The organism is Rhodococcus sp. A14, from assembly GCF_011603105.1.
Classification (GTDB): Bacteria; Actinomycetota; Actinomycetes; order Mycobacteriales; family Mycobacteriaceae; genus Rhodococcus_F; species Rhodococcus_F opacus.
In genome coordinates, this window is the sequence record NZ_JAAOQS010000001.1 from 15,278 (window position 1) to 28,075 (window position 12,798).

The window sequence follows — 12,798 nt, forward strand, 5'->3', positions numbered from 1 at the left end:
GTCCGTCCTGCTCGCGCTCGTGGCCGCGATCGGTTACGGCGTGAGCGATTTCATCGGGGGAGTCGCGTCCCGCAGGGTCGCGGCGCTACGCGTCGTCATCGTGTCGTACCCGCTGTCGCTGCTGATCGTGCTCGTGATCGCCCCGTTCGCCGGGGGCACACTCACCTCGTCGTCCCTCGTCTGGGGCGCCGTGGCGGGAGTGGCCGGTGGTGTAGCGGTCTGGTGGTTCTACCTCGCGCTGGCCTCGGGACCGATGTCGGTGGTGTCGCCGCTGACGGCCGTGCTGGTCGCGGGCATTCCGGTACTGATCGGGCTCGCGTTCGGTGAGCGACCCGGGCCCATCGCGTACATCGGGATCGCCGTGGCCCTCGTCGCCGTCGTCCTCGTCAGCAGGGAATCTCCCGACGAGACCGCGGGAGAGGTCGCCGGGGGCAGGGTGCTGCGCTTCACCCGCACCGTGGCGCTGCTCACCGTCGGATCCGGCGTCGCGTTCGCGCTCTCCTTCGTCTCGCTGCATCAGATCGGTGACGACGGCGGGATGTGGGCGCTCGCCGTGTCCCGTGCCGCGGCGACCGCGGTGGTGTGGCTCGTCGCATTGTCCGCCGGCCACTTCGTGCTGCCGCACGGCGAACCCCTCAAGCTCGCCGTGTACGTGAGTTTCCTCGACGTCCTGGCCAATGCGGCCATGATGTACGCGTTCCAGGGCGGTCTGCTGTCGCTCGTCAGCGTGATCGGATCGCTGTACCCCGCCGCCACCGTTCTGCTGGCGATGGTGATGCTCGGTGAACGGGTGAGCAGAATGCAGCAGGCGGGGATGCTCCTCGCCCTCGCGGCCGTCGGAATGATCGCCGTGGCCAGCTGAAATACGGCCGCCGACACTCGGGAGGAAAACCGGGATGAATCCGGACCGGGTTCGCGTTACACTAGGTGGCCCCGCGAGACTCGTGGGGCACGTACGGGGCTGAACGGTTTCGACTGCGTACGTTGAGGTAGGGGAAGCGTGTCGGTGCAGGCAAGAGACCACCGTAAGCGTCGCTGCAAACATATAAGCGCCGATTCCAATCAGCGCGACTACGCACTCGCTGCCTAAGTAGCGACTGCGTGTCTGTCAGTCCGGGTTCGCCCTCGGCCCGGGTACTGGCATCAGCTAGAGGGCTTTACCGTTCGACTCGGTCGCGGAGTCGAATGGGACAACCAACAGCGACTGGGATCGTCATCCTGGCTTGTTTGCGAGACTGGGAGATCCAAGTAGAGACATAGCAAACTGCACACGGAGAAGCCCTAGCTTTGCTGCGGAGGACCCGGGTTCAATTCCCGGCAGCTCCACCGAGTCCGGGCCGGACACCACCAGGTGTCGGGCCCGGATTTTTTGTGCCCTGCGAGTTCGAACGGCCCCGCCCCTCAGCCGTGACACGATGTGTGCCGTGTCCCTGACGAAACCGGTGGCCGTGGTCGCCCTGGGCGGTGCGCTCGGTGCGTCCGCGAGATTCCTGCTGGCCGCCCTGTGGCCGGGCATCTGGACCGTCCTTCTGATCAACGTGGTCGGGTCGCTCTTGCTCGGTTACCTCGCCGAGACGGTCGGGCCGGACCGGTTGTGGCGACTGTTCCTCGGAGTCGGCGTCCTCGGCGGCTTCACCACGTTCTCGACGTTCGCGGTCGACGCGGTGCGGGAGGACGCCGTCACAGGGACGCTCTACGTAGTGGCCACCCTGATACCGGCCCTGCTCGCGGCGCGGCTGGGGATGCTCGTCGGTCACCGGCACCGGCTGGCGCGACAGGCGGCGGCATGACCGTCCTCCTCGTAGCCCTCGGCGGCGCGCTCGGTGCGACGACGCGGTACCTCACCGGCCGGTACGTCGACTCGTACCGCAGCTTTCCGGTGGCCACCTTCCTGGTGAACGTCGCCGGGTGCCTGATCCTCGGACTGTTGTCGGGGGCGTCGATGTCCGTGCAGACGTTCGCCTTGCTGGGCACGGGTTTCTGCGGCGGACTGACCACGTACTCGACGTTCGCGGTGGAATCGGTGGGATTGCTGCGGATCCGGCGGGCGCTCCCGTCCGTCGTCTACGTGGTCGCGAGTGTGGCGGCCGGACTGGCCGCCGCCTGGCTGGGATTCCGATTGACGTCTTGAGGGCAGACTCCGGTGCGAGGGTGCAGGATGGGTGGGTAGTCGAGTTCGATCCCGATGAGTTTCCAGGAGGTCTCGTGGCGCACGACAGAGCGGGTCAGGTGGCACTGCCGGAGGATCTCGTAGACATCGCGCACCTGGTTACCGCGTACTACAGCGGCGTGCCCGACCCCGAGAATCCCTTGCAGCAGGTGGTGTTCGGGACATCCGGGCACCGCGGGTCGAGCCTGGACAACGCATTCAACGAGGCACACATCCTGGCCACTACCCAGGCCATCGTCGAGTACCGGGCGTCCCAGGGCATCGACGGGCCGCTGTTCGTCGGACGCGACACCCATGCCCTGTCGGAGCCGGCGTGGACGTCGGCTCTCGAAGTGCTGGCCGCGAACGACGTGACTGTGCTGATCGATTCGCGGAACCGGTACACCCCGACCCCCGCGGTCAGTCACGCGATTCTCCGCTACAACCGCAGCGGCCCGGAGTCGCAGGCCGATGGCATCGTCGTGACGCCGTCCCACAACCCACCCCGCGACGGCGGCTTCAAGTACAACCCGCCGCACGGAGGCCCCGCCGGCTCGGAGGCGACGACGATCATCGCCGATCGTGCCAACGAGTTACTCCGCCGGGACCTCTCGGGGGTGCGGAGAACTTCCGCGGAGCGGGCGATCCAGCGGGCCGAGCGGTACGACTTCCTCCGCTTCTACATCGACGACCTGCCGAGCGTCCTCGATCTCGACGCCATCCGGACGGCCGGAGTGCGGATCGGCGCCGACCCGCTGGGCGGAGCGAGCGTCGACTACTGGGGTGCGATCGCCGACACCCATCGACTCGATCTCGAGGTCGTCAACCCGCTCGTCGATGCCACGTGGCGGTTCATGACGCTCGACACCGACGGCAAGATCCGCATGGACTGCTCGTCGCCGGACGCCATGGCGTCGCTGATCGGAGCCCGGGACCGGTTCGACATCTCCACCGGAAACGACGCCGACGCGGACCGGCACGGGATCGTCACTCCCGATGGGGGACTGATGAATCCCAATCACTACCTCGCGGTTGCCATCGACTACCTGTTCTCGCACCGCAGGGGGTGGGGTTCGACAGTGAAGGTGGGCAAGACACTCGTCAGTTCGTCGATGATCGACCGGGTGGTCGGGAGCCTCGGCCGCGAACTGCTGGAGGTGCCGGTGGGTTTCAAGTGGTTCGTCCCCGGACTTCTCGAGGGCTCGCTCGGCTTCGGTGGCGAGGAGAGTGCGGGTGCGTCGTTCCTGCGCCACGACGGCGGGGTGTGGACCACCGACAAGGACGGGATCATCCTGGCCCTGCTCGCCTCGGAGATGACGGCGGTGACCGGCAAGACACCGTCGGTCCGGTACGGGGAACTGGCAGAGCAGTTCGGCAGCCCCGCCTACGCGCGTATCGATGCCCCCGCCACCCGCGAGCAGAAGGCGGTACTGGCGAAGCTGTCGCCCGAGCAGGTGTCGGCCACCGAACTGGCGGGGGAGCCGATCACCGCGACACTGACGAGTGCCCCGGGTAACGGGGCGGCCCTCGGCGGGCTGAAGGTCACCACCGAGTCGGCGTGGTTCGCGGCGCGGCCGTCGGGCACCGAGGACGTCTACAAGATCTACGCCGAATCGTTCAAGGGCCCGGACCATCTCGCGCAGGTGCAGGCGGCGGCCAAGGAACTGGTGGCCGACGTCCTGAAGTAGGTGTTCGGCCGGGGGTAGGTGCCGCCGCCGCTGCGGGGGCACCTACCATCGGATTCAACTATGAACACTCGCGCAGCCGGGCTGCCCGCCGGGCGCAGCCCGCGGCTCCCTTCGGAAATCTGGGTGCTGGTCTCGGCCAGCTTCGTCATCGCACTCGGATTCGGGATCGTCGCACCCGCCCTCCCACAGTTCGCCCGCAGTTTCGACGTGAGCGTGACGGCGGCGACGGTGGTGATCTCGTCGTTCGCGTTCATGCGCCTGGTCTTCGCCCCGGTCAGCGGCCGGCTCGTGCAGAAACTGGGGGAGCGGCCGGTCTACATCACCGGACTCCTGATCGTCGCCGCCTCGACCGCCGCCTGCGCGGTCGCGGGGGACTACTGGCAGTTGCTCGTCTTCCGCGCGCTCGGGGGCATCGGCTCGACGATGTTCACGGTGTCGGCGATGGGCCTGGTGATCCGCATCGCACCGGTGGACAGCCGCGGTCGAGTATCCGGGCTCTACGCGACGAGCTTCTTGATGGGGTCGATCTCCGGACCCCTCGTCGGCGGGCTGCTCGTCGGATTCGGACTGCGGGTTCCGTTCGTCATCTACGCGATCGCCCTCGTCATCGCGGCCGCGGTCGTCTTCGTGAGTCTGCGCGGTTCGCACCTGACGGCGCCCGACGCCACCGCCGCCGGAGCCGCCATGACGCTCCGGGAGGCTCTCGGGCAGCCCGTCTACCGCGCCGCGCTCGGCTCCAATTTCGCGTTCGGCGGGGTGATCTTCGGCGTGCGGGTCGCGATGGTCCCGCTGTTCGTCGTCGAGGCGCTGCACCGCGACGCCGCCCTCGCCGGCATCGCCCTCACCGTCTTCGCCGTCGGCAATGCACTCGTCCTCATCGTGTCCGGGCGGTTGTCCGACGTCTACGGCCGGAAGCTGTTCGTCCTGCTCGGACTGCTGGTGTGTGGCGCCAGCACCGTCGGGATGGGACTCAGCGAGAACCTGCTGGTATTCCTGGTGCTGTCCGGCATCGCGGGCATCGGATCCGGAGTGATGAGTCCCGCGCAGCAAGCCGCGGTCGCCGACGTCGTGGGCGCGAAGTCCCGGGGTGGTCCCGTGCTGGCGACCTTCCAGATGGTCGCCGACGTCGGCGGAGTCCTCGGCCCGGTCGGAGCGGGTCTGCTCGCCCAGCACCTGTCCTACGCGGTCGCATTCGGCGTCACCGGCGGGGTCATGCTTCTCGCCGCAGTGGGCTGGCTGCTCGTGCCGAACAAGCCGGCGCCCAAGGTGTCGGTCGAGGCGGTCTGACCGACGCCTTCGGTACGCTCGTTCGGGTGTGGATCAAGGTCGTCTCCCTTCTCGCCCGGCTGTCTCTCGCTGCCGTCTGGCTGGTCTCCGGCGCACTCAAAGTCGCCGACCCCGCCCAGACGATCATCGCGGTCCGCGCCTACCAACTGCTTCCCGAGGACCTCGTCCGGCCCGTCGCCAACACGTTGCCGTTCCTCGAGATCGCGCTCGGGCTGCTCCTGCTGATCGGGCTCGCCGTCCGCGCCACGGCCGCGGTGTCCGCCGCGCTCCTGCTCGTGCTCATCGCCGTGATCGTCTCGGTGTGGGCCCGCGGGCTGTCCATCGACTGCGGATGCTTCGGCGGCGGTGGTGCGGCCGACGTGAACGGCTGGGACTACACCAAGGAGATCCTCCGGGATGTGGGCTTCCTCGCACTGGCAGTGTGGCTGATCGTGTTCCCCCGTTCCCTGTTCGCGCTGGGGCTCGGCTCCAGCGCCACATTCTCAGTGACCCCTCAGCAGGCGGTGGCAGAGTAAGCATTCGGTAAATCGATCCGACGTCGAAGGACTGCATCCACGTGAGCTCGAAGAACAAGTACAACCCGCAGCCGGAATCCAGCCGGTCCACCTATATTCTCGGTGGGCTCGCGGTAGTGGTCATCGCCGTACTGGTCATCGGTGGTGTGATCTGGCAGAGCAACCGCAGCAAGCCGCGCAACGACGGTTACGGCGGGGTCCAGAACTCCGAGGTCCAGGTGGCGCTGCAGGACGACGGTGTCGTACTTCTCGGCCGCCCCGACGCGGCCACCACGGTCGACCTGTTCGAAGATCCCATGTGCCCGTACTGCGCCGAGCTCGAGAACAAGAACGGCCAGGAACTCGCGCAGGCCATCGACGACGGCAAGGTGGCCGTCCGGTATCACGTCCTGAACTTCCTCGACCAGCTCTCGGCCAGCGGTGACTACTCCACCCGCGCCGTCGCGGCATCCGAGTGCGTCGCAGAAACCGGTGACGCCGTGGCGTATTCGGCGTTCCACGCGGCGCTGTTCTCCCCGTCGAACCAGCCGAAGGAGAACGGCAGCTCCGATCACACCAACGAGGAGCTCGCGCAGATCGCCGGCGACGCCGGAGCGTCCGACGAGGCCGTCCAGTGCATCACCACCGGCGCGAAGGTCGAGCAGGCCCGTGCGCACGCCGAGGCGGGCCGTCAGGCCCTCGCCGCGAGCGGCGCTACCGGCACCCCTGCCGTGGTCAAGGACGGCACCGTGATCGATGCACTCTCCAACGAGAACTGGGTGTCGCAGCTGTAGGCGGCTCCGCCACCCGTGCGCCTTTTTGGTAGCTGGAACAACCAGAAAGGCGCACGGGCGCGAAGCGCCTCTGACCAGGCGATTTGTTGGCCCGGTCGGCAATGGTGTAACTTTCTTCGAGCACGGAGGAAGTCATTCCGAGTGCGGAGAACAACCGAATACGGGGCTATGGCGCAGCTGGTAGCGCACCACACTGGCAGTGTGGGGGTCAGGGGTTCGAGTCCCCTTAGCTCCACGTTCGAGAGAAGCCTCTCATCCGCAGACAATGCGGGTGAGAGGCTTTCCTCATTCCTCCCCTTGTCCCGGTGGGACACTGGCGTCATGACATTCACTGTGACGCATCGATCATTCGACCAATTGGCGGAGTTCGCCGTCACCGACTTCGGCGACGACGACAGCTACAGCATCCACGAGTCCGGGGCGCTCGTCATCGTCCGTGCCGCCCGGGAGCTGATCTACGCCCCCGGGAGCTGGTTCCTGGTGGAGCGGGAGGACGGGCAGGAGGACGGTTCGCCCGGTAACTACATGTGACCGACCAGCGCAGCGACGGTACTCGAGGTCGAACTCGTACATATGTTCGATAACCGGGTAGATTCGACGTGTGGCCGCCAGAACCGAAACCGCGCCGGGGCGCTGTCCGAACGGGCACACGCTGGCCGCCAACACGTGCCTGGTGGGGTGGGAGGTGTGTGGGTGCGCGACGTCGAACAACGGTGGGCACCGCACCCATTTCTGTCGGCGGTGCGGCGCGACCGTCCGGACTCCGCCGTGCAGTGGCGCGGCGTCCGGCGACGGTCGGTGAGCGCGCGGCTATCGGATCGGTTGCCTCGCGGCCGTGGGGTTGCCCCAGATCGTGTCGGATTCGTCCTGGAGCACGAGGGCGACCAACCTCTCGGTGCCTGCCGTGAACGTGGACGCCGCGACGCGCACCCAGATCCAGTGGCCTTCCCGGTGGCGGATTCGCAGATGTGCTGTCGCGCTGGTGCTTTCCGTGCCCAGGACCCGGGCGAGCATGGTTCCCCACAGTTCGGCGTCGTCGGGGTGGAACAGCTGCTCGTGCTCGAGGTCTGCGAATTCTTCGGTGTCGTAGCCGATCAGGGCCGCACAGGCGGGGTTGCTGAACACGAGGTTTCGTTCCCGGTCGTGAACGCTGATCGCGTGGGGGATGGACTCCATCAGTGCAGCGAATCCGTCGCTATCCAGTTGTCTCACTGTCCCCCCTCGGGCATCTTCGATGGCGCCCACATAGTACGCCGCGCCTCGGATCTTCGGGCGGTGTCGCAGTTAACGACGAGCAACGTCCGGTAGTGGACCTGATGCTTGGGGATAGGGTGACGGGATGCGGTTCGTCACCATCGTCCAGGCCTCCGCGTTCGTCCCCGTGTGGCTGCGGGTTCTCCTGCTGATGGCGGCAGGCGCGAAAGTGTGGGGGGCCGGCATCTGTTCCGGCTGCCACTTCGGCGGCAAGGACGTCACGATGGGGCTGGGGACGTTCGTCAACCGCGGAGTGCTGTTCGACGGCACCGCGCCCATCACGCTCGGCAGGCAGGTCGCTGTTGGGCACCGGGCCCAATTCATCACGAGCACGCACGAGATCGGTCCGAGCTCCGGCCGGGGCGGGCGGGTGGTCGACCGCCCGATCGTGGTCGGCGACGGATGCTGGATCGGCGCAGGCGCGATCATCCTCCCCGGAGTGACGGTGGGGGACGGATGTGTCATCGGGGCGGGCACGGTGGTCACCCGCGACTGCGAGCCGAACGGGCTCTACGCGGGGTCGCCCGCGCGTCGTGTCCGCGACCTCGACCCGTCGCCGTCCGTCCGCTGAGCGCCGGCCTGGCGTTCGACGGCGACCGCTCGGTTCGCACCGTCGAGAAACCGTGAAATGGTGGCTCTTTCGACAGCGTCGAAGTCGCGGAGGACGGAGGCTGTCCGGTCGATGAGTGGTCCGAAGAACGTCTGGCCGAGATCGACGGCGCGGGGTGTGACGGCGAGCAGCGACCTCCGACGGTCGTCGGCGTCCCGGTCGCGCCGGATCAGGCCGGATTTTTCCATGCGGTCGAGGAGGGCGGTGACCGAGGCGGAGTTGATGCCGAGCTGACCTCCGAGCCATCCGGGTGTGGCGGCGAGGCCCGCCCGGTTGGCGTCGAGGATGCAGATCAGGGCGCGCAGATCGGTGGTGTGCAGTCCGTGCAGTTGCGCGAATTCGGCACCGAGCAGGTTCAGCTCGACTGCGAGTGCGCGCAGCCGGTGCACGGTCTGTGCGCCGTCGTCCGGGTTCACGCCCTGCAATCTACTGCGACTTTTCATTCGATTGTCTAGTATCTCGATCATCGAGGTAATTCGAGGAGGGCTGATGTCGGCAGTCGACGACTTCGTTGCCGCCTACGACGCGCTGCTGGACGACTGGCCGGTGAACGTCACCCCCGTCGACGTCCCCACACCGTTCGGGTCCACCCGGGTCAACGTGTGCGGACCCGCGTCGGGGGCGCCGCTTCTCCTGCTTCCCGGAGGCGGGGCGACGTCGACCGTGTGGATCGCGAACGTCGCGGCGCTCGCCCGCAGTCACCGGGTGCTCGCGGTGGACGTCATGGGCGACGTGGGGCGCAGCGTGAACGACGGTGCACCGCTGCGCACGGCCTTGAACCTGTTCGAGTGGCTGGACGCCGTGCTCGACCATCTCGAGGTGAACGCGTCCGCAGTGGTCGGCCATTCGTACGGCGCCATGATCGCCCTCGCCTACGCGCTGCACGGTTCCCGTCGCGTCGACAGCCTGGTGCTGCTCGACCCGACGTCCTGCTTTGCGGGCACGAGCCCGAGATACCTGCTCCGTGCGGTGCCGGTGCTGATCAGGCCGACGGAGAAGCGGCAGCGGAGCCTGATCGGCTGGGAGACCGCAGGCGCCGGAGTCGACCCCCGGTGGCTCGGCGTCACCGCGCTCGGGACGGCCGCCTTCGGCCGCACCACGCTCGTGGTGCCCCCACGCCCGAAGCGGGACGCGCTGGCGCGGCTGACCGCCCACACGTCGGTGGTGCTGGCCGGGGCGAGCCGGGCGCACGATCCGGGGAGGGTGGCGGCGAACGTTCGCCGGTTGCTCCCGTCAGCCACGGTCACGACGATTCCCGGAGCCACGCATCATGCGCTGCCGATGGCGCCCGCTGCCGTCGTCGACGCGGCGATCCTCTCCGCGGGGGTGGGGCGCTAGGATGGGCGCCCGGTAGATCGTCGAGGTCCCACGGAGGTCGCAGCGTTGGCGAAGAAGCGGATTCCCGTCGTCATCGTCGCCGGATTCCTCGGTTCGGGAAAGACCACCCTGCTCAACCACGTGCTGCGCAACAACCGCGGGGTCCGGGTCGGCGTCATCGTCAACGACTTCGGCGCCGTGAACATCGATTCGATGATGGTGGCCGGCCAGGTCGATTCCATGGTGTCGCTGAGCAACGGCTGCATGTGCTGCGCCGTGGACGTCAGCGACATGGACGAGATGCTGGACCGCCTGGCGCATCCCACGTCGCAGATCGACGTGATCATCGTCGAGGCGAGCGGACTTGCCGAGCCGCGCAACATGATTCGGCTCGTTCTCGGCAGCACCAACCCGCACGTCGTGTACGGCGGTCTGGTCGTGATGGTGGACGGTGAGCAGTTCGAGGACATGTCGGCGCAGCACCCGGACCTCGGCAAGCACGTCACACTCGCCGACCTCGTGATCCTGAACAAGACGGACCGCATCGACGACGGCCGGCGCGCCGCCGTGCAGGCGATGGTCCGCGACTACAACGACCGCGCGCCCGTCCTGACCACCGACCACGGCCGGATCGAGCCCACCCTGTTGTTCGACCGGGAACCCGGGCGTGAACCGGCGGCGGGGGAGCAACTCACCCTCGACCAGCTCCTGCTGGACCAGCACGACCACTGCGAGGACCACGATCACCTCCACTCGTCCTACGAGGCACTCGATTTCGCCTCGGACGACCCGATCGATCCGCGGCGGCTCGTCGAGTTCCTCGAGAAGCGACCGGTCGGGATCTACCGGATCAAGGGATTCGTGCACTTTGCGGTGCCCGGGCAGTCGCGGAAGTTCGAGGTGCAGACGGTCGGTCCGCACATCAGATTCACGTCGACGCGCTGGGAATCCGGCGAGGAGCGGGCGACCCAGCTGGTGCTCATCGGCGCCGACATCGAGGCCGAGCAGGTGCGGACCCGGCTCGCGGACTGTGTCGTGGCGGAGGGAGAAGAGGCGGACCCCGGCGCGATGCTGGGCGTGCACCGCTATACCGTGACCGCGTGACCGAGTCTGTGTGTAGTCCTGAAACGAATCCCGAGCCCGCGCTGTCCGTGTACGACGCGATCCGTCGTCGCCGTGACGTGCGGGCCGAATTCACCGGGGAGCCGATCGCGGCCGACGTGCTCGACCGCATCCTGGGCGCGGCGCACTGCGCCCCCAGCGTCGGCAACACTCAGCCCTGGGATTTCGTCGTCGTGCGCGACACCGAGACGCTGACCACGTTCGCCGACCACGTGGCGGGCGCGCGGCGGCGTTTCGCGGACTCGCTGCCCGAAGACCGAAAGAAGACGTTCGATCCCATCAAGATCGAAGGGATCTGCGAGAGCGGTATGGGCATCGTCGTCACCTACGACCGGAGCCGCGGCGGCGAACACATCCTCGGCAGGCACACGGTCGACGACACCGGTCTGTTCTCCGCCGTGCTCGCGATCCAGAATCTGTGGCTCGCCGCGGCCGCCGAGAACGTCGGCGTCGGCTGGGTGTCGTTCTACGACGAGCCCTATCTCACCGAATTGCTGGGAATCCCCGACCCGGTGCGCCCCATCGCCTGGCTGTGCGTGGGGAAGGTTGCCGAGTTCCAGCAGGTGCCGGACCTCGAGCGCTTCGGGTGGCGGGGGCGCCGGCCACTGGCCGACGCCGTCCACCTCGAGAAGTTCTAGCCCTGACGGCGGCGTGAGCCACCGGCGGACGCCGTGCGGGTGCCGCCGCCCGTGGACGCAGCGGCGCGCGGGCGTCCGGCCGCACCCGAGCGGGAGCGACGTGCGCCGCCGCCCTGACCGTGTGCGCGACCGCCCTGGCCGCGTCCACCCTGGGCGCCGCCCGGTCGCTGATTGCGTCCGCCGCCGTTCGACGCCGGTGCCGCCTTGGGGGCGGGAGCGACGTGCGGTGCGATGTCGCCGACCAGGTCGAGCACGTGTGCGGACTCCGCGGTGCTGCGGACGGGGGTCACCTTGATCGCGGCCTTGCGCATGAGCACGGCGAGGTCCTTGCGCTGCTCGGGCAGCACAACCGTCACGACGTCGCCGGCGCTGCCCGCGCGTGCGGTGCGACCGGAACGGTGCAGGTATGCCTTGTGCTCGGCGGGCGGATCGACGTGGACGACCAACTGCACGTCGTCGACGTGGACGCCGCGCGCGGCGACGTCGGTGGCCACCAGCACGCGTGCCTCACCGGCGGAGAACGACGCGAGGTTGCGGTCACGGGCCGCCTGCGACAGGTTGCCGTGCAGGTCGACCGAGGGGATTCCCGCCTCGGTGAGCTGACGGGCCAGCTTGCGGGCCTGGTGCTTGGTGCGCATGAACAGGATCCGGCGTCCGGTTCCGGACGCCAGCCGCTCGACCAGCTTGCGCTTGGCTTCGACGCCGTCCACGTCGAACACGTGGTGCGTCATGGCCGCGACAGGCGAGTTCGCCTCGTCGACCGAGTGCAGGACCTCGTTCTTCAGGAACCGCTTCACCAGCTTGTCGACGCCGTTGTCCAGGGTGGCGGAGAACAGCAGCCGCTGCCCCTGCTGGGGAGTCGCGGTGAGGATGCGGGTGACGACGGGCAGGAAGCCGAGGTCGGCCATGTGATCGGCCTCGTCGAGCACGGTGATCTCGACGGCGTCGAGGCTCACGAACTTCTGCTTCATCAGGTCTTCGAGCCGTCCGGGGCACGCGACGACGATGTCGACGCCGGCCTTGAGAGCGCTCACCTGACGGTTCTGGGAGACACCACCGAAGATCGTGGTGACCCGCAGGTCGTAGGCGGCTGCGAGGGGCTCGAGGGTTGCGGTGATCTGCGTGGCGAGCTCGCGGGTGGGGGCCAGGATCAGGCCCACCGGGCGGCCCGGGCGACGCTTTCCGCCCGACAGTTCACCCGCGAGGCGGGACACCATCGGGATGGAGAAGGCCAGCGTCTTACCGCTGCCCGTCTTGCCCCGGCCGAGCACATCGCGGCCCGACAGCGTGTCGGGGAGGGTGTCGACCTGGATGGGGAACGGGGAGGTGATCCCCTTGTCGGCGAGTGCTTTCACCAGTGGTTCACGGACACCGAGCGCGGCGAACGTCGTGTCGGGAGTATGTGTATCAGACAAGTGGTCAGGCCTTTCGGGCACAGGGTTGTG

At 68.1% G+C, this 12,798-nt stretch carries 15 protein-coding genes, 1 tRNA gene and 1 other RNA gene; 14 read left to right on the forward strand and 3 right to left on the reverse strand.

From position 1 onward, the window contains the following. Positions 1-7 precede the first annotated feature (7 nt). The 10 genes from G9373_RS00095 to G9373_RS00140 all read left to right on the forward strand — a co-directional run bounded on the left by G9373_RS00095 (position 8) and on the right by G9373_RS00140 (position 6,943). Positions 8-862: a DMT family transporter gene (locus G9373_RS00095; RefSeq protein ID WP_080606182.1), complete on the forward strand. Its 855-nt coding sequence runs from the start codon at positions 8-10 to the stop codon at positions 860-862. Between the two features lie 95 nt (positions 863-957). Beyond that, positions 958-1,329: a transfer-messenger RNA gene (gene ssrA / locus G9373_RS00100) on the forward strand. 86 nt (positions 1,330-1,415) lie between these two features. After that, on the forward strand, positions 1,416-1,790 hold the full coding sequence (locus tag G9373_RS00105; protein ID WP_043793026.1) for a CrcB family protein: 375 nt from the start codon (positions 1,416-1,418) through the stop codon (positions 1,788-1,790). Next, positions 1,787-2,131 carry a fluoride efflux transporter CrcB gene (gene crcB, locus G9373_RS00110; RefSeq protein ID WP_005240232.1) on the forward strand — a complete coding sequence of 115 codons (345 nt, stop codon included), beginning with the start codon at positions 1,787-1,789 and terminating at the stop codon, positions 2,129-2,131. Before G9373_RS00105 ends, crcB begins: the two co-directional genes overlap by 4 nt. 74 nt (positions 2,132-2,205) lie before the next feature. After that, positions 2,206-3,837, forward strand: a complete 1,632-nt coding sequence (gene pgm, locus G9373_RS00115) for a phosphoglucomutase (alpha-D-glucose-1,6-bisphosphate-dependent) (protein WP_005259610.1) — start codon at positions 2,206-2,208, stop codon at positions 3,835-3,837. Between the two features lie 60 nt (positions 3,838-3,897). Next, positions 3,898-5,124 (forward strand): MFS transporter, encoded by a 1,227-nt coding sequence (locus G9373_RS00120; protein WP_005259609.1) that lies wholly within the window; start codon positions 3,898-3,900, stop codon positions 5,122-5,124. A gap of 26 nt (positions 5,125-5,150) precedes the next feature. Further along, complete coding sequence (locus G9373_RS00125; RefSeq protein ID WP_005259608.1) at positions 5,151-5,639, forward strand: MauE/DoxX family redox-associated membrane protein; 489 nt, start codon at positions 5,151-5,153, stop codon at positions 5,637-5,639. A 41-nt stretch (positions 5,640-5,680) separates the two neighbouring features. After that, the gene (locus G9373_RS00130) at positions 5,681-6,412 is read left to right on the forward strand and encodes a DsbA family protein (protein ID WP_054247804.1); all 732 of its coding nucleotides are present in this window, start codon (positions 5,681-5,683) and stop codon (positions 6,410-6,412) included. 162 nt (positions 6,413-6,574) lie between these two features. Next, positions 6,575-6,647 (forward strand) — tRNA-Ala (locus G9373_RS00135). A gap of 86 nt (positions 6,648-6,733) precedes the next feature. Continuing rightward, on the forward strand, positions 6,734-6,943 hold the full coding sequence (locus G9373_RS00140) for a hypothetical protein (RefSeq protein ID WP_011598322.1): 210 nt from the start codon (positions 6,734-6,736) through the stop codon (positions 6,941-6,943). A gap of 279 nt (positions 6,944-7,222) precedes the next feature. On the opposite strand, the gene G9373_RS00145 is transcribed toward G9373_RS00140, so the two are convergent. Then, positions 7,223-7,624: a PAS domain S-box protein gene (locus G9373_RS00145; RefSeq protein ID WP_005572219.1), complete on the reverse strand. Its 402-nt coding sequence runs from the start codon at positions 7,622-7,624 to the stop codon at positions 7,223-7,225. A 127-nt stretch (positions 7,625-7,751) separates the two neighbouring features. On the opposite strand from G9373_RS00145, the gene G9373_RS00150 reads away from it, so the two are divergent. After that, positions 7,752-8,237 carry an acyltransferase gene (locus tag G9373_RS00150; protein WP_005572221.1) on the forward strand — a complete coding sequence of 162 codons (486 nt, stop codon included), beginning with the start codon at positions 7,752-7,754 and terminating at the stop codon, positions 8,235-8,237. Here the strand turns inward: G9373_RS00150 and G9373_RS00155 are convergent. After that, the gene (locus G9373_RS00155) at positions 8,177-8,701 is read right to left on the reverse strand and encodes a MarR family transcriptional regulator (protein WP_005572223.1); all 525 of its coding nucleotides are present in this window, start codon (positions 8,699-8,701) and stop codon (positions 8,177-8,179) included. The genes G9373_RS00150 and G9373_RS00155 overlap by 61 nt on opposite strands. Before the next feature lie 64 nt (positions 8,702-8,765). Here G9373_RS00155 and G9373_RS00160 point away from each other — a divergent pair, with 64 nt between their 5' ends. From G9373_RS00160 to bluB, 3 genes are read left to right on the forward strand one after another with little or no spacing between them, the layout of a single operon-like run. After that, a complete protein-coding gene (locus tag G9373_RS00160) occupies positions 8,766-9,614 on the forward strand; it encodes an alpha/beta hydrolase (RefSeq protein ID WP_054247805.1) in 849 nt (282 codons plus the stop codon). A 45-nt stretch (positions 9,615-9,659) separates the two neighbouring features. After that, positions 9,660-10,697: a GTP-binding protein gene (locus G9373_RS00165; protein WP_144286201.1), complete on the forward strand. Its 1,038-nt coding sequence runs from the start codon at positions 9,660-9,662 to the stop codon at positions 10,695-10,697. Beyond that, the gene (bluB, locus tag G9373_RS00170; protein ID WP_051055332.1) at positions 10,694-11,353 is read left to right on the forward strand and encodes a 5,6-dimethylbenzimidazole synthase; all 660 of its coding nucleotides are present in this window, start codon (positions 10,694-10,696) and stop codon (positions 11,351-11,353) included. The genes G9373_RS00165 and bluB overlap by 4 nt, the downstream gene beginning before the upstream one ends. On the opposite strand, the gene G9373_RS00175 is transcribed toward bluB, so the two are convergent. After that, positions 11,350-12,768 (reverse strand): DEAD/DEAH box helicase, encoded by a 1,419-nt coding sequence (locus G9373_RS00175; RefSeq protein ID WP_169693573.1) that lies wholly within the window; start codon positions 12,766-12,768, stop codon positions 11,350-11,352. The two genes, bluB and G9373_RS00175, sit on opposite strands and share 4 nt — an antisense overlap. Positions 12,769-12,798 lie beyond the last annotated feature (30 nt).

Coding starts and splice junctions, on each gene's coding strand:
- G9373_RS00105 (WP_043793026.1), top strand. CDS start 1,416: ATGTGTGCCGTGTCCCTGACGAAACCGGTGGCCGTGGTCGCCCTGGGC.
- crcB (WP_005240232.1), top strand. CDS start 1,787: ATGACCGTCCTCCTCGTAGCCCTCGGCGGCGCGCTCGGTGCGACGACG.
- G9373_RS00120 (WP_005259609.1), top strand. CDS start 3,898: ATGAACACTCGCGCAGCCGGGCTGCCCGCCGGGCGCAGCCCGCGGCTC.
- G9373_RS00140 (WP_011598322.1), top strand. CDS start 6,734: ATGACATTCACTGTGACGCATCGATCATTCGACCAATTGGCGGAGTTC.
- G9373_RS00150 (WP_005572221.1), top strand. CDS start 7,752: ATGCGGTTCGTCACCATCGTCCAGGCCTCCGCGTTCGTCCCCGTGTGG.
- G9373_RS00160 (WP_054247805.1), top strand. CDS start 8,766: ATGTCGGCAGTCGACGACTTCGTTGCCGCCTACGACGCGCTGCTGGAC.